Source organism: Labilibaculum antarcticum, from assembly GCF_002356295.1.
In the GTDB taxonomy this organism is placed as follows: Bacteria; Bacteroidota; Bacteroidia; order Bacteroidales; family Marinifilaceae; genus Labilibaculum; species Labilibaculum antarcticum.
In genome coordinates this window covers 2,360,591-2,381,163 of sequence record NZ_AP018042.1, presented here as the reverse complement: position 1 = coordinate 2,381,163, position 20,573 = coordinate 2,360,591, and the positions used below count along the sequence as shown (strand labels likewise).

Below are 20,573 nucleotides of genomic sequence, written 5' to 3'. Positions count from 1 at the left end.
ACTGTTATCGTATTTTTACTACTCTGCATTATAATTCTTTTCTTAATCTGGCCACAGGAATATTAAGTTGTTCCCTGTACTTTGCCACAGTTCTTCGAGCAATCAAGTACGATTTTTCTTTCAAGATAACAGCTAACTTATCATCTGTCAGTGGTTTTTTCTTATCCTCCTTATCAATACACTCTTGTAATATCTTTTTAATTTCCCGTGTTGATACCTCTTCTCCCGAATCGGTTTGCAAACCTTCTGAAAAGAAATACTTCAAAGAAAATATACCAAAATGAGTCTGTATGTATTTTGAATTTGATACTCTTGAAATGGTCGAAATATCTAGATTGGTGATCTCAGCAATATCTTTCAGAATCATTGGGCGCAACTTACGCTCGTCCCCTTCGATGAAATATTCACGCTGATACTGAATAATTGCATTCATACTTTGCAGCAAAGTATTTTGTCTTTGTCTGATCGCATCAATAAACCATTTTGCCGAATCAAGCTTTTGCTTCACAAACATAACGGCATCCTTATTCTCTTTCGACTGATTTTTTTTATTGCCGGAATAATCCTCGATCATTTCAGAATATGATCTACTAATATGCAATTCGGGAACATTTCGGGAATTCAAACTCAATAGTAAATCACCGTCTTCTTCTTCCAGAATAAAATCCGGAATAATAGTAGGCGAAGCTTTATCTAAAGGGTTACTAAATGTGCTACCCGGCTTTGGATTTAATTTTAAAATCTCGTCAACAGCACATTTAAAATCTTCATCAGTAGCACCCACTCTTTTCTGAATTTTATCGTAATGCTTTTTGGTGAACTCTTCAAAATTCTTTTTCAGAATCAACTGAGCTAATTTAACATCCGGATTAAATTTTCCTTTGCGTTCAATTTGTAGCAGCAAACACTCTTGCAAATCACGAGCACCAACTCCTGCAGGATCAAAATCCTGGATCACGCGCAACAATTCCACTAATTCCTCATAGGAAGTCTCGACTCCCATAGAGAATGCCAAATCATCTACAATACTTTCAATTTCTCTTCGCAGATATCCATCTTCATCAATATTCCCAATCAAATACTCAGTTAAAGCATGCTTCTCCGGACTTAGAATACGTAAGCCTAATTGTGATATCAGTAATTCATGAAAAGTAGTTCCTCCCGAAAAAGGAATTTCTTCATGTTTATCGTCTGCGGAATAATTTTGTGCCGAAAGTTTATAAGATGGAGTGTCTTCATCATTCATATAATCTTCCAAGGAAAATTCATCTTTATCTTTGTCCTTTTCAGGAGTCTCATCCGAGTAATTTTCCTCTTGATATTCCTCTTCATTGCTTCCTTCTTCTAAAACAGGATTCTCTTCCAACTCCTTTTTAATTCGCTCTTCGAGTTGCAAAGTTGGAAGCTCCAACAATTTTATCACCTGTATTTGTTGCGGTGATAATTTTTGTAGTAATTTTTGCTGTAAACTCTGCTTTAGCATACTGTTTCCGTTCTTTTTTGAATGAAGCAAGATACATATTCTGTAGTGAACTTACAAGAAGATCAGTGCACAAGTAGCAATTTTCAAGCCATAATAGGTAAGTATCAAAATCTTAAGGATAAAAGGCTGGGGAAAAAGAATCAAAATAGTAAGCTTTCGCAGCTAATTTTTTTATAAATGACTCAACAAAATATCACTTAAATGATATGAAAGATTCACATAAATTGCGAAAGTCAAATCCAAAAAGAAAGTCCTGAAACAAAAAAAAACCGTACTACATGAAGTAATACGGTTTATATATCATTGGGTTTTAATTATTAAAACTCAGCATTTTTGGGTGATCTAGGGAAAGGAATTACGTCACGAATATTACCCATTCCGGTAACAAACAACAGCATTCTTTCAAATCCCAATCCAAAACCACTATGTGTGGCTGTTCCAAATCTTCTGGTATCTAAATACCAGTCCATTTCGTCAGTAGGCACTCCCATTTCTTTCATTCGAGTCACCAATTTATCGTAGTCTTCCTCACGCTGCGATCCGCCAATAATCTCACCAATTCCAGGGAATAGAATATCCATAGCAGCAACCGTTTTTCCATCCTCGTTTTGTTTCATGTAAAACGATTTAATTTCCTTTGGATAATCGGTAAGAATAACTGGTTTCATGAATTTCTTCTCTACCAAATATCTCTCATGCTCCGACTGCAGATCAGCTCCCCAACCATCAATCACATATTTAAATTTCTTCTTCTTATTTGGCTTAGAATTACGAAGAATTTCAATTGCTTCAGTATAAGTTAAACGAACAAAATCGTTTTCTAAAACAAATTTCAATTTCTCAATCAATTCCATTGATTGCTCATCAGCTTTCTTCCCTTTTTCCTCTTCTATCAATCTCTTGCTTAAGAATTCCAGATCTTCCATACAGTTTTCCAAAGCATACTTGATCATATACTTCAAAAACTCTTCAGCCAAATCCATGTTATCGGTGATATCATAGAATGCCATTTCCGGTTCAATCATCCAAAACTCGGCCAAGTGACGGGTTGTATTTGAATTTTCAGCTCGGAATGTAGGACCAAAAGTATAAATCTCGCCCAAGGCCATTGCACCAAGCTCGCCTTCTAACTGACCAGAAACTGTTAGATTAGTTTCTTTACCAAAAAAATCTTCTTTATAATTTATGCTTCCATCCTCGTTCAAAGGAGGGTTTTTAGGATCTAGAGTACTTACTCTAAACATTTCGCCAGCACCTTCAGCATCCGAACCGGTAATAAGTGGCGTATGCATATAGAAGAATCCTTTTTTATTAAAAAATTCGTGCACAGCAAAAGCCATTGCATGGCGAATACGAAAAATTGCACTAAATGTACTGGTACGGAAACGCAAATGTGCTTTTTCTCTTAAAAACTCCAAAGAGTGTTTTTTGGGTTGAAGCGGATATTTTTCGGGATCGGCAACACCTAAAACCTCAATTTCTTTTGCTGCAATTTCAACGTTTTGGCCGCTTCCTTGAGATGCTATAACTTCTCCAACAACAGAAATAGCTGCTCCGGTAGAAATTTTCTTTAGTAAATCCTCATTAAAATTTGGAACATCAACAACAATCTGAAGATTATTAATAGTAGAACCATCATTTAAAGCTACGAAATTAATTTGCTTATTCCCGCGCTTTGTTCTAACCCAACCTTTCACATTTACCTCACTACCAACTTCGTTCGAAGCCAATAGATCCTTGATCTTAATTCTTTTCTGTTCCATTTTTATTATATACTTAATGAGATAATAACTGTTGTTTGATCATCAGATCAGACAATAAGCTTACAAAAATATAAAAATGGATTCAATTATGGTCTTATTAAATAAATAATCACCTAAAATCGTAAGGTATACCAGGTGTTTTTCTTTTTAGAATCTGCAATAGCTATTTTTTTCAACATTAAAACTTCGATGCAAACGATTGATTTGATGACACTTATTTGTATCTGAAAGGAATTTAATAGGACTATGGTTATGATTTTTTAATAGGATTAGTATCTTTAGCCCCTGCAAATAATCTAGTAACTATATGAATCAGAATAAGTTAATACATTCAATTAGCAAAACTATAGATAAAAACTGGGAACAACCAGCTTTTACCAATTATCAAAAAGACACCATAACTTACCAGGAAGTTGCCCAAAGAATACAATGGATGCATCTCCTTTTTAAAGAGTTAGGAATTAAAAAAGGAGATAAAATTGCAGTTATTGGTCGTAATTTGAACAATTGGGCGGTTACTTATTTAGGAACCATTACCTATGGAGCTATTATTGTGCCTATTCTACCCGATTTTAATTCCAGTGATATTCACCATATCATAAATCATTCGGAATCGAAATTACTTTTTACGACTGAAAATATTTTCAATAAAATTGACGATTCAAAAATTGAAAAACTAAAAGGCATTATTTCATTGGATGACTTTGAAGTATTTTGTTCTTCCTGTGATAAATTGAAAAAAGCAGTTACAAAATCCAAGGAAGAATCACTTAAAAAAGAGCTAAATAAAGACAAACTGGATTATGCCAATCCGAAAAATGAAGATATTGCAGTTTTATCCTACACATCAGGAACATCTGGTTTTTCAAAAGGCGTAATGTTAGCTTACGAATCGCTGTATTCTAATGTACAAATAGGTTTCGATTATATTGATTTACGACCTGGAGACAAGGTGGTTTCTTTTTTACCCCTGGCGCATGTTTTTGGCTGTTTGTTCGAATTCTTAACTGAATTTTGTTGTGGTTGTCATGTTACATTCCTTTCAAGAGTCCCAACTCCTCAATTAATTACGAAGGCTTTTCAAGAAGTACAACCTCGGTTAATCTGTTTAGTTCCTCTTATTATGGAGAAGATCTATAAAAAAAGGATTTTGCCTGTATTGGAAAGCAGAAGAGTGAAACTGATGCTTAAGATCCCATTGTTGGAAAAGAAAATCTACAAAAAGATTAGAAATTCCCTAATAGAAACCTTTGGTGGAAATTTTATAGAAGTAATAATTGGAGGAGCTGCTCTCAATAAAGAAGTTGAAGATTTTCTCATGAAAATTGAATTTCCTTTTACTATTGGTTATGGAATGACAGAATGTGGTCCGCTAATTAGTTATAGTCCAAATACCAGTTTTCGCTCTCATTCTTGTGGCAAAATAGTTGACCGAATGCAAGTTAGAATCAAGTCTGACGATCCGTTCACTATTGTTGGTGAAATTCAGGTGAAAGGCTCCAACGTAATGAAAGGATACTATAAAAACCCAGAAGCAACAAAAGAAGTTCTTTCTAAAGATGCTTGGTTAGGTACGGGCGACTTAGGCATCATTGATAAGGACAACAATATTTACATAAAAGGACGGAGTAAAAATATGTTGCTTGGATCATCTGGGCAGAATATCTATCCCGAAGAAATTGAAGCAAGTTTAAACAACATGCCCTTTATTCAGGAATCAATTATTACCGATGATAAAGATCATAAGTTAATTGCACTGATTTATCCGGATTATGAAGCTTGCGATGCAGAAGGATTAACCAAAGATGAAATTACAGAAGCACTTAATAAAGACACGCAGATTTTGAATAAAAGCTTTCCAGCTTATATGAAGATATCCAGAGTAATTGTTTTTCCAGAGGAATTTAAGAAAACACCTAAAAGAAATATAAAACGATATTTATACACTAGTTTGTATCACGAATAATACCGATTGGATAAATAGTAAGCTATTTGTTACATATTAGACCGAGCTTTTTTCGTTCGATATGGCTCACTAATTATTTAAAATAGTATAATATAGAAAGTCATTCTTAACCGGAATGACTTTTTTATTTTTTAAACAAGCCATTCTGTAAGCGGGTTCGGTGATTCAATTTAAAAACAAAATCGATTACCGGCATGGCTAAAAGCTGAGTTCCGTAGTTGCTACTTAAATAGTACATTTTATAGCCGCCCGAAACGGAAAACTTACTATCACGGTGCCAATGAATTTTCCCTTGACTTTCTGCAGCCCACTCTCCATTAAAATCGATGGAATAATAATCTGCATTGATAGAAAAGTTAAAATTCTTATACGCGTTGCCATCCAACTCTACTCCCATAAAATAAAGCTTTTGGCTATTGTGATAGGATGCTGTTCTGTGATATAAAAAATGATAATCAAGAAGTGGAAACTGAGAGTCACCTGCGACTAGCGAAAAATCAAAACCAAGTCTTCCTGTCAGAACTAAATCCGGAACTTTAATAAAGCAATCTTTAGGCTGTGGATTAATTATATGGCTTACGATCAGTTCATTTCTAAAAGTGAAAATGTGAGGAACCTCTGATGATTCCGGAATTTGATCTTGAAAACCACTATTTTTTGCCCAATTAAGACCTAAAGTAGGATAATAGAAAGTATGCTGAGTAGAGACAATGGTATTTTCACCAAACCATTCATGTTTAACTCCAATATTTGGTGCAAATGGAAAAAGTAGTAACTGAGAATTAATTTCCGTTTTAGGATAATTCCCATATCTACTTACAGCTAATGCACTTAGATGAATCTCGCCATAAGGAACAACTTTTGCGGATCGTTCAGTCCATGAACTATAATAATCAACCTGGTTACCTCCAATCAAAGGTGCTTGTGCAAACATCTGGCATGGAATTACCAGCAAAAGAAGACAGAAAATATTTTTCATCGTATTTGGCTTTGCATTAATAACCACAAAAATAAAATTTTATTATTCAAAGATCAAAATTACACAAATCCCATCAGCAATCCATTTACCGATAAAATTGCAATAGTTACCTAATAAGATGAGTCAAAAAAGAACAAGATATTTACTTTTATTGTCATTAGATGGATATTAAAATTTAACTCGAAACGCGGAAACTTTTAATGCTAAAATAGTTTCCAAGGTTTTTTATTGATTTATATTTACATCATGAGTGAGCCAAAAGATAAAATTTTAGCAGTCAGTTGGGAAATGTTTTTCCAATTTGGTATCAAAAATGTAACAATGGACAGTATTGCTACTAAAATGGGAATTTCTAAAAAGACTCTTTACAAATACTTTGCAAATAAAACAGAATTGGTGTCTCAGGCGTGTGGATGGAAATTGAATCACCCTGAATTCTCTTTTAATGTTAATGAATTAAAGAATCTGAACGCATTGGATCAATATTTCAAATTTTTCAATTTTGTAAATGAAAGAATACAACGAAGTTGTGATTCTCTTGATTACGATTTTAAAAAATACTATCCTGAAATTTGGAGTAAATTCAAAAATACAAGAATAATAGCCTTTCAAAATCAATTAATAATAAATTTAAAGCAGGGTGTTGAAGAAGGTTTTTATCGACCAGAATTAAACATTAATTTTATAAGTAAAAACCTAGTGAACTTTTACTTAAATCTAAATTCAATCGAGTATCAAGTTTTCACTCCCGACGAAGTATTTAACAAAGACATGCACCGTGAATTAACTCTTTACCATCTTCACGGAATATGTACACAAAAAGGAATAGAATATTTTAAAAATAAATTTAAATAAAACAATGAAAAACATCCTATTCACATTGATGGTGATTTTTATTGGTCTCAGTAATCCCACAAAAGCACAAACTGAATCCAATTTAAAATTCACCTTGGCCGAAGCACAACAGTATGCATTGGAAAATTCATATGCAGTTAAGGGAACTGAATATGATGTACAAGTAGCCAGAAAAAAGGTTTGGGAAACAATTGCCGATGGTTTACCACAAATTGACGCCTCGGTTGATTACAACAATAATCTTAATTTATCAGTATCTCTGCTTCCTGCTGAATTTTTTGGAGGTACACCAGGAACTTATACTCCAATTAAATTTGGTCAACGATATACTAGTTCCGCATCCATTAGTGTGAGTCAGAAAATTTTCGACGGATCGTACATCGTGGGAACAATGGCCGCAAAAGTTTTTGTTCAACTTTCCAATGATCAAAAAAAGAAAACTGAAATTGACATCCTAAATTCAATCTCTCTGGCATATTTTACTGTATTGGTAGCCGAAGAAAATTACATAACCATTCAGGAAAATCTGAAAATTAATGAGAAACTCTTAACCGAAACCAATGCATATTATCAGAATGGTTTTAGAGAAGAGTTGGATGTAGATCAAATTCATTTGCTTCTAAATACAAGTAAAAATCAATTAGCAGATGCGAAAAGAGCAATTCAAACTTCCCGCATCATTTTAAAATTTGGCTTAGGAATAGAAATTGATGAAGGTCTTGAGTTGACAAATAGTTTGGATGAACTAGTTGATCCTGCAAGAACAGAATCACCGGTACTATCAAATTTCGACATCTCAAATCATATAGATTTTAGAATTGTTGAAACACAATTAAAAGCACAAGAGCTAATCATTAAAAATGAAAAGGCATCTTATTTACCAACTATTTCGGCCTTTTATAACTATGGAAAAAACACCAGTTCCGATTTCACCAATGTTTTCAAATCTGATGTTCCATGGTTTAAATCATCCGTACTTGGATTTCAATTGAAAATGCCGATTTTTTCGGCAGGCCAAAAACGCTCAAGAGTGCAGCAAGCGAAAATTAATTTTATGAAACTGGAAAATCAGCAGGAAATGACGGAACAGAATCTTAAAATGGATGCTACTCTTTCCTTTTCGAACTTGTTGAATGCACAGGAAAAATATGAAAATGATGTTGAAGGTTTAGAAATTGCCAAAAGAATTTTCGACAGAACCCGAATAAAATTCAAAGAAGGAATTTCTACAAGTACTGAATTATCTGAAAATGAAAAGCAATACTTGGATTCACATTCCGCATATATTAATTCAACACTCACACTTTTAAATTCGAAAATTGCGTTCGAAAAAGCTTTGGGTAAATTATAGTACTAACATCCTACAAAAACCATTATACAATGAAAAAGTTACTAATCGCCTGCATTATTCCATTACTTATTGCCTGTTCTGCTAAAGATGCAGAAAAAGATATGGACAAACCGGAGCAATTAAAACTCTATAAATCGGAACTTGCTGTATTAAAAACAAAAATTTCTGATCTAGAAACAGAAATTCGCAGTACCAATAAAGAGGAAGAAACAATAAATGTATCCATTGAGAAATTATCAACTTCTAAATTCGAACATTTTATACAAGTAACCGGTAATGTTCAAGCTGACAAAAACATAACAATTACCCCGGAAACAGCTGGAAATATTATTTCTATTGATGTTATCGAAGGTCGACATGTGAACAAAGGAGACATTTTAGGAAAACTGAATACTTCTCAGATACAAAGAAGTATTGATGAAGTAAAAACGAATCTTGCTTTAGTCACAACGATCTTCGAAAGACAAGAACGTTTATGGAATCAAAAAATTGGTTCTGAAATAGAGTACCTGCAGGCAAAAGCCAATAAAGAAGGACTGGAGCGTAACTTAGAAGGCTTAGAAGCTCAAAAGGATATGGCGATTATTACTGCTCCTTTTAGCGGTATTGTTGATGAAATCCATCAGAAAAGAGGAGAGTTAGCAAGTCCTTCCATCGCATTTGCTCAGTTGGTAAATATCGATAAGGTTTATGTAGAAGGCTATGTTTCAGAGAGCTTTTTAAATTATATAAAAACAGGTGAAGTTGTTGAATTGGATTTCCCAGCTATTAATTATCAGACCAAGGCTGTGATTAACCAAACATCAAATGTAATTGATCCGGGAAACCGAAGTTTTAAAATTAGGATTAATCTGAACAACCCAAAACACATGATCAAACCTAATTTAATTTCAGTAGTGAAAATTAAAGATTATGAAGTTAAAGAAGCCAGGGTTGTTCCTTCAATCATTATTAAAAAAGACTTTGAAGGAAACTACTTATATGTAGCTAAACAAGAAGGTAAACATCTTGTGGCGAGAAAAACCTATGTGAATGTATCTAAAACTTACAACAATATATCAATGATCGAATCTGGACTTTCACTTGGTGATCAGATCATTACAGAAGGATATTCTCAAGTTGTGAACGGATCGTTGATTAGCACCAAATAATTTTGAAAGAAATGGATAAAATTAAAGATACAAGCTCTGCCAACCACAATAAAAGGCAGTTTAAACCCACATTTGGAGCATTAAAGAATAAGAATTCCATTTATATTCTTACTGCGATTCTATGCATGTTTGGCTGGTTTTCGTACCAAAGTATGCCAAGAGAATACTTCCCCGAAGTTGTGATACCAAATATCATGATAACAACTCCCTACCCTGGGAATTCGCCAGTTGATATCGAGAATTTGGTGACAAGACCAATCGAAAAAGAATTAAAATCTCTGAAAGGAGTTAAGAAAATGTCTTCAGCCTCCTACGAGGATATGAGTGTAATTGTAGTGGAATTTAACACCGATGTAAACGTAAAACAAGCCCTGCAGGACACCAAAGACAAGGTAGATAAATCCTTAAGCGAATTGCCTGACGATTTGGATGTGGATCCAATAGTTGAAGACATTGATATAGCTGATTTTCCAATTTTAAATATCAATTTATCCGGTGATTTTGGTTTGGACGACTTAAAAGGATTTGCCGAAGATCTTCAGGATAAATTTGAAGCCTTACCCGAAGTATCTGAGGCTGATATCAAAGGTATTGATGAAAGAGAAATAAGAATCAATGCCGATTTGCACAAGATGGAAGCAAATGGTGTTTCGTTTCATGATATTGAAATTGCAATTGAGGATGAAAATGTAACTGTAAGTGCCGGTACTTTAATAACTGATAACACAAGACGTAGTATCAGAACAAGTGCCGATTACACGAATATGGAACAAATCGAAAATACCATTGTAAAGGTTACAAACGGTAGAGTGGTTTATCTGAAAGACGTTGCCGAAGTTGAGGATGGATATGAAGAACTTTCATCCATTTCGAGATTGAATAACAATCCTGTTGTTTCCCTTTCCATTTCGAAAAAATCAGGTGAAAACCTATTGGCGGCAACCGATGAGATTTACAAAATTATCGCAAAAGAGAAAGAGTTAGGCAATTTGCCAAGTGGCCTGATCGTAATTGTTACCGATGATACATCAGAAGATGTTCGCGGTCAGGTGAGCGATCTTGAGAATTCCATTATTATGGGTATGCTATTGGTAATACTCATTCTTTATTTATTTATGGGATTACGCAATGCCCTCTTCTCTGGTTTGGCAATTCCAATGTCTATGTTCATCTCATTTATTGTACTAAATCAAATGGGATACACAGTCAATCAAATGATTCTGTTTTCGTTGATATTGGCTTTGGGAATGTTGGTAGATAATGCCATTGTGGTGGTTGAAAATGTATATCGACTGCACGAAGAGGGATTATCGAAATTAGAAGCAACCAAACAAGGAGTGAGTGAAATTGCAGGACCAATTATTTCATCAACAGCAACAACTCTGGCGGCTTTCTTCCCCTTGCTACTTTGGGGTGGAATCATGGGTGAGTTCATGAAATACTTACCCATTACATTAATTATTGTGTTATCATCCTCTTTGTTTGTTGCACTAATTTTAAATCCTGTATTTACAGCCACTTTTGTTAAAGTTGATGATATTTCAAAAAAGATTAATTCGAAAAAATTTCTAATTCTTTCAGGATCTTTCTTTGTTGCTTCAATTCCATTTTATGCATTTAAAGCATTTGGAATGGTAGATACCTTTGTAATGGCAAATCTGCTTTCGTGTATAGGTATGCTTATACTAGTAAATTTATTGGTGTTAAAGCCATTCGCACGTTGGTTCCAGTTAAAATTTTTAGTCGCACTTGAAAATTCTTATGAAAAAACACTTAGGTACGCCTTAAAAGGAATTCGACCTTTGCTTTTCTTCCTGGGAACATTTTTATTGATGATTTTTTCTATTCTGTTCTATTTCAAAATTGGCAGTGCGCCTAAGGTCGTTTTCTTTCCCGATAACGAGCCCAAGTCTGTTTATGTAACTATGGAACTTCCTTTGGGAACTGATATTCATAAATCAAACGAAATTTCTGTTGAGATCGAAAAAATTGTTAAAAAAACAATGGAACCATATAAGAATATCATTCGTTCCATTTCCACCAATGTTGGATCTGGAAAAGGGGGGATGTTTGAAGGTTCCCGTTCGGCAAATAAATCATTAACAAGTATTTCTTTCGTTGAATACAAACAAAGAGGCGGAGTTAGTACCTCAGAATTAATGAAGAAACTAACTGCTAATTTTAAAGGTTTTGTTGGCGCAAAGATTTTCGTTGAAAAAAATTCGGACGGACCTCCTGTTGGATATCCAATTAACCTTGAGGTTTCTGGTGATAATTTTGAACAATTATTGATTCAGGCAAATCGTGTGAAACAGAAATTAGATGACGAAAGAATTGCCGGAGTTGAGCAATTGAAACTCGATCTAGATCAGGGAAAACCCGAAATGCTTATTAATATCGATCGTGATAAAGTGAGACGATTTGGTTTATCAACTAACCAGGTGGCACGTGCTCTTCGTAATTCGTTGTATGGTTTAGAAGTTTCAAAATTTAAAGATGGCGAAGATGAGTATGATATCATGCTTCGGTTAGCTGATGAATATCGTTACGATGTTCCTTCTTTAATGAATCAGAAAATAAATGTGATGAGTCCGATTAGCAACCAAATGGTTCAAATTCCGATTTCGGCAGTTACAACTTACAGCTACGGTTCAACCTACGAACGAATCAATAGAATTGATAATACTCGTGTTGTTACCATATTTTCAAATGTAGAAGAAGGTTTTAATGCCAACGAAATAAATGCAAAAATAAGGGCGGTTTTAGCCGATTTTGAAATGCCAAAAGGCTACACTCATAAATTAACTGGTGAGCAGGAAGAACAGGAAGAAACGTCCGCTTTTTTAACGCAGGCTCTACTAATTGCCCTTGCATTAATCACTTTGATATTGGTATCACAATTTAATTCTGCAATTAAACCATTAATTATAATGATTACCGTACTATTTAGTACCATCGGTGTATTTCTTGGTTTAGGAATTTTTAACATGCCATTCGTAATTCTAATGACTGGAATTGGTATTATTTCTTTGGCTGGTATTGTTGTTAACAACGGAATTGTACTTATCGATTACATTGATTTGTTGCGGAAGCGGAAAATTGAAACAACAGATATGAGCAATCGTAAATACTTAACTTCTGCTGAAGAGATTGAATGTATTGCCAGCGCCGGTAAAACCAGATTGCGTCCGGTTATGCTTACTGCAATTACAACAGTTCTGGGATTGTTTCCTTTGGCACTGGGTATGAATTTCGATTTCTTCACTCTGTTTAGTGAATTCAATCCACATTTATCTTTTGGTAGTGATAGTACAGCATTCTGGGGCCCAATGTCATGGACAATAATCTTTGGACTAAGTTTTGCAACCTTTCTAACGCTAATTATTGCACCAGTAATGTTTCGACTATCTGTTCAAATAGAACATCGTTTCTATGCATTATTTTCTAAAAAATAGTTGCTATTATTAACCCAATTAAGACCGACCAAAGAGTCGGTCTTTTTTTTTTACTGAAAAACCGTATCTTGCAATATTTAATTCCAAGTCATCAACAGATCTATTCCAAGCTTAAAATTTAAATTGAATTTCGAAAAAAATAATAAAAATTCAAATAGACAAACATTATTCTTAATGATCTGATTCTATTGAATTTACTGAATTAGTTATTAAAACTTAAAATCAATTTTTAGTCCTGAAAAACAGTCTGTTTATCCAACAAAAACATGCATAAATAAAAACAGACATTCATGTTTTGTGTAAGAAAATTAGAATTTGTAAATTTCTAATTACAAAGTTGTTACAAGGGTTTCACTTTATTAACCATATTTATAAAATACGACACATGGAAATCGCTTCGATCATATTACAGATATTAAGCTTGGCGGCACTCGCTTTTGTAATTTCCTATTTAATTCAGGAAAAGAGAAATACCATAAGGGATTCTGGTGAAATTGAAATAAAAGATGAATCGAGCGAGTCCCATCCATCAAAAAGCAATTCAAACGAAAAACGTGAGGAGTTTCTCCGAATCAATGCGTTCTTCATGAAGATATTATGCGAAAAAAAGAGTAAAAGCAATTTTAAAAAGCTACAGAAAGAATTTTTAGAATTGGGAACCAGATTGTATTATTTAGCCTCAGAAAGAACCATTAAGAAATTTTTGGAGTTCAAATCCTTAAGTTCTTTTGTTGAAGGGACTGTTCACGAGCACAAAATAGCCTTGCTGTGGTTTGCCGAGTTCAATCTATTACTTAGAGACGACTTAGATCTTGAAACATCTCCCGGACTAATTAAGGACTACCTTAATATCATTCTTACTTATTGGGATGAAGAAGAAATGGAAAAAGAAGAATTGGATGACCTAAAATCTCAACTTGCCGATTCAATAGATAACTACTTTAGTGTATTTAATGTCGGTACTTCATTAAATTAAAAAAGTGCCCACAACCGGGGCACTTTTTTTATTCCTTTATTTTATAGCATCTGACCCAATCAATTTCGAGCGATGCATTCACACTTTGTTGTTCTTTGATAATCCCCATGCTAAAATTTAAATACATTGGATCGTGTGGAACTCCTTCGGTCTGTGTTTTCACGACCACATCATTTATCTTCCAAACCAACTCATTTTTATTCCAATCCAAACTGTAAATAAAGTGACCTTTCGAAATGTCAATTCCTTTTATTTTGAACTGCTTCGAATTTATTTGATTATCAGTTCCCCAATAGTTCCCCATTAGTAGTTTACCATCACCCGAAGTCTTTAAAACATCAATATGAGGCAAATTTTTATCAGCTACCATCCAAAATGAATGGCTCACTTGATTTGGGTTTGTAAGCTTAATTTTAGCTTCGAAACGACCATATTTTTGGCGAAACGATTTTCCAGTATTGATAATGGCCGATGTGTAATCAAATTCTTTAGGAACAAAACCCATTGCAGGATTCCATAACAACCCATTGTGTTTCTCCTTTCGTGCCTGCAATACAATTGAAGAATCAGAATAACCAATATTTTTACCATCGGTAAACGTATGTAAATCGGAATTTAAACTGTATCCTTTATTCAACAACTTATCACCCCAGAAATATTTATTAATCCACTTCTCTTCGTTTAAAGATTTAGAATCAAATTCATCGGAGAAGGTTAATTCCCATTTTTTCAATTCACCAAACGGATTTTTATTTTTAAGAGCAAAGTACTTTTTATACTTATCAGATTCTTTTAATCTAAAATATTCCTGATGTTTCTTAAAATCTTCCGTCTTTTCGAATCTTTTTTTATCCAGTAAGTCCAATTTTTCTTTCTGGAATTCGTCGGAACTAATCTTTTCTTCCAATTTTAAATAGTCTTCCAGTTCTTTTGAACCCTCAAGCTCTTTATAAATCTTATAAGACTTCGATTTTTCAAATTTAAAGAAGTCTTTAATGTGCTGATAATTTTTTATCAGCTTAAACTCCTTTAATTCCTCGGCTTGTTCCTTTTTATTGAAATTAACGGAGTGTACAAGAGCATCCAATTCCTTAAAACGCTCAATTTCCGGTGATACTTTCGTCAGTTCGAAAGTAGATAATTCACTCGATCCCTTCAATCGAAAATAGATTTTGAATTTCTTTGATCTTTGAAAACGTTTAAAATCTTTTTCGTCTTTAAAAAGCTCACTCTTTTTATAGCTCTTGCCTTCTATCAATTTTCTGTTCGATTTAAATTTTTCAGACAGAACATAAGCTTCAAGATCAAAATAATCCTTTAATTCTTCTGAAATTGAAAAAGCTTCAAATTCCTCGAAGTTCTTTCTAAGTGCATCTCTTTTGTTTTCAACACTTACAGTATCAGAAGCTTTACGAAGTTTGTATGCTAAAAAAAAGTTCATAGTGAAATTATTTTTTTTAATAAAAACGAGTTCCCAATTTAAATATTATTGCTTAATAATCAATAATATATTTTTATGCTACATCAAGACATTGATAGAATTCCATTTATTGCCTAACAAACTGATAGGTTATTTTACCAATTTGCTCCTCAGGACTACTAGGGCTTACGTTAAATCTGGTTTTTCGGGAAGCATTTAGTGCAGCCTCAAATAAACAATCATCCTGTACGCCCGACTCCTTTTCCAATATCTTAGACTGAATTACTCTACCTGCTTGACTAACCCATATCTGAACTACAATTAAGCCTTCTCCTTCACATTTAAAGACAGGAATTGGCAAATAAATTTTATGTCGACCTTCTAAACTATAATAAACACTGCTTGGTCCACTGTATTCAATACTCTCCAAGGCATCTAAAAGTTTTTGTTTTTCCTTCGCCTCAGCAGCTGTCAAACTATCCTTTTTAAATTCTTTTAAATCTTCGGAACCATTAGGCGCATCATCGGAACCATACTCATCCAAATCCTTCCGAATCTCCTCAATCATCTTCTCGACATTTTGTTTAGGATCGGGGTTCGATTTTGCAACGTTTTGGTTTACGGCAATTGATCGAAGAAGTTCGTCTACACTTTTAGATATTTCAGAATTTTTTTCTTCAATCGCTTCTTCCATCTTTTCCTTTTCTTCTTTCAAAAATTGTTCCGCCATTTCTGCTGGGATATCAAAAAATATTTCCGATTCCAAAAATTCTCTCTTCGTGTTTAATTTAAAGGACAAAAGGATAATAATCAAGAGCATGTGAAAAGAAATCGTTCCCATAACTCCATATTTATTCCTTCTTAAAAAGCCTATAAATTCTGATAAGAGCATGCTGAAAAACTGAACGAGCCAGTTTTTTACATTACGTACTATTTGATAAAAGGAATTCATTAAATATTATTCTGTTTTCGCATTACAATTACTATAGTAACGCTTCTTTTACAAAATTATTAACATTTTTCATGTATTCCTTACAATCAAATAGAATAAACAGAAAAAGCCGCTTAATTTATCATTAAGCGGCTTAAGAGAACTATTATTATTGAATTTACTAAAACTTACGTTCTTTTAGAAGGTTTCCATCTTCATCCCAAATATACCAGGTTCCAACTTTTTCACCCTCCTTGTATTCCATTTCATATCGTTTAACACCATTGTCGTCCCAGATATACCATTTACCATGTTTCTTATTCCGTTTGTAAGCTGCCTCCGCAATTTTCACAGAATTATCATTCCAGGTTATCCAGGTTCCGTCCATTAAACCACTATCATAAGAACGAACTTCTTGAATTTTTTCATTCTCAAAGAAAAGCGTAATCTTTCCATTTCGTTTTCCTTCAAACAAATTCATTTCTATCCGCTTATTACCGCTGTCGTAAAATTCGGTATATGTTCCGGTATACAGATCTCCCGAGGTATTGTAATACAATCCTTCAACTTCCTTAATCACCTGGGAAATAGAGTGATTTGTAATCAGACAAAATAAAATGCCTAAAACAATTGTTAACTTTCTACTCATCTATAAAAATTAATCCTGTTTAAGAACCAGGCGAATAACATTGTTTACACCATTCACATTCACATTTTTTAATTTATTGTCCTTATAAGAAATGTAACTTGATAAGATGTTGTAATTTCCTGGAACCACATTAGTAATTTTAAAATTTCCATCAAAATCTGTGTAAACTGTTTCGTTTGATCCTTCGAAACGGATAGCAACTCCTGTTAAAGCTTCGCCGGTTTCAGTATCCAAAACAACACCAGATAAACTTGTTGTTGTTATTGTTGCCATCTCAGCAACTTCCATTTCTTTATCGCCCACAGGCGTAACTACTTTTACAGCCTGACTTTCAAGTCCTAAAACAAGTAGAGTAACAAAAAGGAATACTAATTTTTTCATTTTTTTTTGATTTCAGTTTAAGAAGAACATTTAATCTTCAATATTTTTAATTAACTTAATTTTCTAATTTTAGAAGGTAATTAATAACAATCTTATTTACCATTCTCTTACACCAACAAATGTATGGCAGTATCATCTAAAAGAGATTAGACTAAGCTTATTAGACTATTAAGTATGAGTTAAATTTTTATTGAGAAAATATTACAAACCAAACTGTATGACTTTAAAAGACTCTATATCAATATGGTTTAATGACTTCGTTAATTTATTTTATCCCAGACTGTGCGAGGCTTGTGGCAATTACCTGTTTAAAAATGAAGAGACAATATGTACCAGGTGTTTGTTTCATTTGCCAAAAACTGATTTTCATCTAAATAAAAATAATCCTGTTTCAATACTATTCTGGGGCAGGGTAACTATTAATTATGCCGCTTCATATTATACTTTCAGCAAAGGGAGTCAATTTCAGAAATTGATTCATAAATTGAAATATCACAATAAACAAGACATTGGAATTGCATTGGGAAAACACTTTGGAGAAAGCTTGAAAAAGACAGATTTTTTTAAGGATATTGATGTTATTATTCCTGTTCCTCTTCATCCAAAGAAAGAAAAAATCAGAGGATACAATCAAGCCAAATTAGTAGCTGTCGGACTTGGCCAATCGATGCAGAAACCTATTGTTTCCGATAACTTAATTCGAAAGATTCATACCGAATCACAAACTAAAAAGAACAAATTAGAAAGATGGGAAAATGTAGATAATATATTTGAACTAGTGGAGCCATCGAGTCTAATTAACAAACACATTCTATTGGTAGATGATGTTGTAACCACGGGTTCCACCTTAGAATCGTGTGCTCATGCCTTATTAAAAGCCGAGGGGGCAAAAGTTAGTATCGCCACCCTGGCATATGCCTAGAAGGTGTTTAAAAATTTATTCTTTGGATTTTTGAACAACTTCTTAATCTACATCAACAAATTTATATCCTACCCCTTTTATGGTTTGGATAAAACGATCGCCGATTTTCTCTCGTAGTTTTCGAATGTGTACATCTATTGTGCGATCTCCCACAATAATTTTTTCGCCCCAAATAGCAGCATAAATATCATCACGGGTAAATACTTTTTCCGGGCGCGATACCAATAACAGTAACAATTCAAATTCTTTTCTTGGCAATGAAAACTCTTTTCCGTTTTGAATAACAAGATAACGTTCCCTATCAATTGATAAATTGCCAATCGTAATCAATCTGGTTGATGGATTAGAAGTATCATCGGAAATTCGTCCTGATCTCTTCAAAAGAGCATTTACCCTGCTAATAAATACCTTCGGCTTAATTGGTTTATTGATATAGTCATCAGCTCCTGCATCAAAACCCGCAATTTGTGAATAATCTTCTCCACGTGCAGTTAAGAAAGAAATCAATACATCCTGAAAATCTGGTATGGATCGAATTTTTTCACAAGTTTCAATTCCATCCATTTCTGGCATCATCACATCTAAAATAATTAAATGGGGATGAAATTTTTTCGCTTTTTCGATGGCTTCAACACCATTTCCTGCTGTGGCAACCTGAAAACCTTCTTTCTTTAGGTTATAACTCAAAAACTCAAGAATATCAGATTCATCGTCAACCAATAAAATCTTGTAATTGCTACTTTCCATTATACTTTTGGTTATTTAGTTTTGTTTATTTCGCTTTATCCAGTGTAAACGTAAAACTGGTTCCTTCCCCATATGTACTGCTCACATTTATACTTTGATTGTGAGCATCGATAATGTGTTTGACTATAGCTAGGCCCAATCCTGAACCTCCCATATTTCGGGATCGGCTTTTGTCTACTCTAAAAAAGCGTTCAAAAATTCGGGGAAGATTATCTGCTTCAATCCCGATACCGTTATCCCGAATTTCAACCAGAAACGTTTTATCCATACTCATTACTTCAATATGAGTAGTTCCTTTAGGTCGGCTATATTTAATCGAATTTACGAGTAAATTATTTAGTACCTGAAAAATTTCCTTTTTGTCTGCATAAACAAATTTAGAATTATCGTTTTGTTGTGCAAAAACAAGCTTGATATTATTCTTTTTGGCTCTCATTTCCTGCATTTCCAAAACTTCATTTATTAAATCAATAATATTGAACCGTTCAAAACACAATTTCAGTTCACCTGATTCAAGTTTTGAAATTACCTCAAGATCCTTCACAATTGTAATCATACGATTGATACTTTTCTCGGTTCGCTCCAAATAAGTCCTGTTAATTGATTCATCTTCCAAGCCACCATCTAATAAAGTAAGAACATAGCCTTGAATATTAAAGATTGGTGTCTTTAATTCATGAGAAACATTACCAATAAATTCTTTTCGGTATTTTTCTTGTTTCGTTAATTGTGAAACCAAGGATCCTCTGTTTTCGCTCCATTCCATGACTTCCATTTCCACTGCATGCAAAGCATCGGTGTTTTTAACTTTATCAGCCAATTCCTTATCGATTATCTGAGTATCATGAATCGTCTTATAAAGCATTCTAATTTTTGAATATAAAAATCGATTTACGAGATACTTACTAAAATAGTATACCAGGAATCCACTCACAATTGCAAACAGGAACAGATACAGAAAGTTAAAGGATAGAAAATAAGTGAGGCAATATATGACTACAATTAGTGCTACTACAAATAAGCTTAGATATATATTAACCTTGTTTGATTCAATCAATTTCATATGATTACAATTTGTTTTTTAGTTGCCATATGGAACTTACCATGCTATGATAATCATCTCCCTGTGTATCAAAATCACTTTGGCATGGACGTTTCATATTTACTTAAAATCTTGATGTTATTCTTATTCAATATATCGTTTAAAGTGAGTCGTCAAACTTATAAATACTGTACTAAATCAGTTTGATTGCGCACTTAAATTCCGATTGACAAATATTTAAATAAAAGTAGGATAATAATGGATATCTATGTTAAGTTTTCATTAATCTTATTATGAGTCAGGAGTTTAAATTTTAACGAAATCTTAATAATTAAGACATAAAATCATTTAAGACTTAAAATGTAAACTCATAAAAAAGAGGATGAATCCGAACTAATTTTGAACCATTTTTTATCAGAAAAAAAATAAAATTTGGAAAAAACCACTCCTGAAAATTATCGTAATATTTCCGCAAACTCATTGTAATAATACCGCAACAATA

General features: G+C 33.4%; 16 protein-coding genes. 7 read left to right on the top strand and 9 right to left on the bottom strand.

The features are described from left to right. Positions 1-28: 28 nt before the first annotated feature. Together rpoN and asnS are read right to left on the bottom strand one after the other, a co-directional pair. Positions 29-1,483 carry an RNA polymerase factor sigma-54 gene (gene rpoN / locus ALGA_RS09390; protein WP_096429076.1) on the bottom strand — a complete coding sequence of 485 codons (1,455 nt, stop codon included), beginning with the start codon at positions 1,481-1,483 and terminating at the stop codon, positions 29-31. A 317-nt stretch (positions 1,484-1,800) separates the two neighbouring features. Beyond that, on the bottom strand, positions 1,801-3,246 hold the full coding sequence (gene asnS / locus ALGA_RS09385) for an asparagine--tRNA ligase (protein WP_096429075.1): 1,446 nt from the start codon (positions 3,244-3,246) through the stop codon (positions 1,801-1,803). Between the two features lie 307 nt (positions 3,247-3,553). Between asnS and ALGA_RS09380 the strand changes: the two genes are divergently transcribed. Continuing rightward, positions 3,554-5,212: an AMP-binding protein gene (locus ALGA_RS09380; RefSeq protein ID WP_096429074.1), complete on the top strand. Its 1,659-nt coding sequence runs from the start codon at positions 3,554-3,556 to the stop codon at positions 5,210-5,212. 124 nt (positions 5,213-5,336) lie between these two features. On the opposite strand, the gene ALGA_RS09375 is transcribed toward ALGA_RS09380, so the two are convergent. Further along, positions 5,337-6,191 (bottom strand): hypothetical protein, encoded by an 855-nt coding sequence (locus tag ALGA_RS09375; protein ID WP_096429073.1) that lies wholly within the window; start codon positions 6,189-6,191, stop codon positions 5,337-5,339. Positions 6,192-6,437: 246 nt separating this feature from the next. Between ALGA_RS09375 and ALGA_RS09370 the strand changes: the two genes are divergently transcribed. The 5 genes from ALGA_RS09370 to ALGA_RS09350 all read left to right on the top strand — a co-directional run bounded on the left by ALGA_RS09370 (position 6,438) and on the right by ALGA_RS09350 (position 13,979). Beyond that, the gene (locus ALGA_RS09370; RefSeq protein WP_096429072.1) at positions 6,438-7,046 is read left to right on the top strand and encodes a TetR/AcrR family transcriptional regulator; all 609 of its coding nucleotides are present in this window, start codon (positions 6,438-6,440) and stop codon (positions 7,044-7,046) included. 4 nt (positions 7,047-7,050) lie between these two features. Beyond that, complete coding sequence (locus ALGA_RS09365; protein WP_096429071.1) at positions 7,051-8,397, top strand: TolC family protein; 1,347 nt, start codon at positions 7,051-7,053, stop codon at positions 8,395-8,397. A 29-nt stretch (positions 8,398-8,426) separates the two neighbouring features. After that, a complete protein-coding gene (locus ALGA_RS09360; RefSeq protein ID WP_096429070.1) occupies positions 8,427-9,548 on the top strand; it encodes an efflux RND transporter periplasmic adaptor subunit in 1,122 nt (373 codons plus the stop codon). Positions 9,549-9,559: 11 nt separating this feature from the next. After that, positions 9,560-13,003 (top strand): efflux RND transporter permease subunit, encoded by a 3,444-nt coding sequence (locus ALGA_RS09355; protein ID WP_096429069.1) that lies wholly within the window; start codon positions 9,560-9,562, stop codon positions 13,001-13,003. Between the two features lie 385 nt (positions 13,004-13,388). Continuing rightward, entirely contained in the window at positions 13,389-13,979 is a 591-nt protein-coding gene (locus tag ALGA_RS09350) for a hypothetical protein (protein WP_096429068.1), read from the top strand. Positions 13,980-14,007: 28 nt separating this feature from the next. Here the strand turns inward: ALGA_RS09350 and ALGA_RS09345 are convergent, their stop codons facing one another. The 4 genes from ALGA_RS09345 to ALGA_RS09330 form a co-directional block, all read right to left on the bottom strand. After that, positions 14,008-15,420 (bottom strand): glycoside hydrolase family 16 protein, encoded by a 1,413-nt coding sequence (locus tag ALGA_RS09345; protein ID WP_096429067.1) that lies wholly within the window; start codon positions 15,418-15,420, stop codon positions 14,008-14,010. A gap of 106 nt (positions 15,421-15,526) precedes the next feature. Further along, the gene (locus tag ALGA_RS09340) at positions 15,527-16,240 is read right to left on the bottom strand and encodes an energy transducer TonB family protein (protein WP_096429066.1); all 714 of its coding nucleotides are present in this window, start codon (positions 16,238-16,240) and stop codon (positions 15,527-15,529) included. Between the two features lie 271 nt (positions 16,241-16,511). Continuing rightward, a complete protein-coding gene (locus ALGA_RS09335; RefSeq protein WP_145957606.1) occupies positions 16,512-16,979 on the bottom strand; it encodes a toxin-antitoxin system YwqK family antitoxin in 468 nt (155 codons plus the stop codon). Positions 16,980-16,988: 9 nt separating this feature from the next. Then, on the bottom strand, positions 16,989-17,360 hold the full coding sequence (locus ALGA_RS09330) for a carboxypeptidase-like regulatory domain-containing protein (protein ID WP_096429065.1): 372 nt from the start codon (positions 17,358-17,360) through the stop codon (positions 16,989-16,991). 217 nt (positions 17,361-17,577) lie between these two features. On the opposite strand from ALGA_RS09330, the gene ALGA_RS09325 reads away from it, so the two are divergent. Then, the gene (locus tag ALGA_RS09325) at positions 17,578-18,282 is read left to right on the top strand and encodes a ComF family protein (protein ID WP_096429064.1); all 705 of its coding nucleotides are present in this window, start codon (positions 17,578-17,580) and stop codon (positions 18,280-18,282) included. 42 nt (positions 18,283-18,324) lie between these two features. On the opposite strand, the gene ALGA_RS09320 is transcribed toward ALGA_RS09325, so the two are convergent. Together ALGA_RS09320 and ALGA_RS09315 are read right to left on the bottom strand one after the other, a co-directional pair. Beyond that, positions 18,325-19,029, bottom strand: coding sequence for a response regulator transcription factor (locus ALGA_RS09320; protein ID WP_096429063.1), 705 nt, complete (start codon positions 19,027-19,029; stop codon positions 18,325-18,327). Between the two features lie 25 nt (positions 19,030-19,054). Continuing rightward, positions 19,055-19,894, bottom strand: coding sequence for a sensor histidine kinase (locus ALGA_RS09315; protein ID WP_231706095.1), 840 nt, complete (start codon positions 19,892-19,894; stop codon positions 19,055-19,057). Positions 19,895-20,573 lie beyond the last annotated feature (679 nt).

What these genes read in the sequence shown, in the direction of transcription:
- rpoN (WP_096429076.1), bottom strand. Translation starts at nt 1,483, where the DNA reads ATGCTAAAGCAGAGTTTACAGCAAAAATTACTACAAAAATTATCACCG.
- asnS (WP_096429075.1), bottom strand. Translation starts at nt 3,246, where the DNA reads ATGGAACAGAAAAGAATTAAGATCAAGGATCTATTGGCTTCGAACGAA.
- ALGA_RS09380 (WP_096429074.1), top strand. Translation starts at nt 3,554, where the DNA reads ATGAATCAGAATAAGTTAATACATTCAATTAGCAAAACTATAGATAAA.
- ALGA_RS09375 (WP_096429073.1), bottom strand. Translation starts at nt 6,191, where the DNA reads ATGAAAAATATTTTCTGTCTTCTTTTGCTGGTAATTCCATGCCAGATG.
- ALGA_RS09370 (WP_096429072.1), top strand. Translation starts at nt 6,438, where the DNA reads ATGAGTGAGCCAAAAGATAAAATTTTAGCAGTCAGTTGGGAAATGTTT.
- ALGA_RS09365 (WP_096429071.1), top strand. Translation starts at nt 7,051, where the DNA reads ATGAAAAACATCCTATTCACATTGATGGTGATTTTTATTGGTCTCAGT.
- ALGA_RS09360 (WP_096429070.1), top strand. Translation starts at nt 8,427, where the DNA reads ATGAAAAAGTTACTAATCGCCTGCATTATTCCATTACTTATTGCCTGT.
- ALGA_RS09355 (WP_096429069.1), top strand. Translation starts at nt 9,560, where the DNA reads ATGGATAAAATTAAAGATACAAGCTCTGCCAACCACAATAAAAGGCAG.
- ALGA_RS09350 (WP_096429068.1), top strand. Translation starts at nt 13,389, where the DNA reads ATGGAAATCGCTTCGATCATATTACAGATATTAAGCTTGGCGGCACTC.
- ALGA_RS09345 (WP_096429067.1), bottom strand. Translation starts at nt 15,420, where the DNA reads ATGAACTTTTTTTTAGCATACAAACTTCGTAAAGCTTCTGATACTGTA.
- ALGA_RS09340 (WP_096429066.1), bottom strand. Translation starts at nt 16,240, where the DNA reads ATGGGAACGATTTCTTTTCACATGCTCTTGATTATTATCCTTTTGTCC.
- ALGA_RS09335 (WP_145957606.1), bottom strand. Translation starts at nt 16,979, where the DNA reads ATGAGTAGAAAGTTAACAATTGTTTTAGGCATTTTATTTTGTCTGATT.
- ALGA_RS09330 (WP_096429065.1), bottom strand. Translation starts at nt 17,360, where the DNA reads ATGAAAAAATTAGTATTCCTTTTTGTTACTCTACTTGTTTTAGGACTT.
- ALGA_RS09325 (WP_096429064.1), top strand. Translation starts at nt 17,578, where the DNA reads ATGACTTTAAAAGACTCTATATCAATATGGTTTAATGACTTCGTTAAT.
- ALGA_RS09320 (WP_096429063.1), bottom strand. Translation starts at nt 19,029, where the DNA reads ATGGAAAGTAGCAATTACAAGATTTTATTGGTTGACGATGAATCTGAT.
- ALGA_RS09315 (WP_231706095.1), bottom strand. Translation starts at nt 19,894, where the DNA reads ATGCTTTATAAGACGATTCATGATACTCAGATAATCGATAAGGAATTG.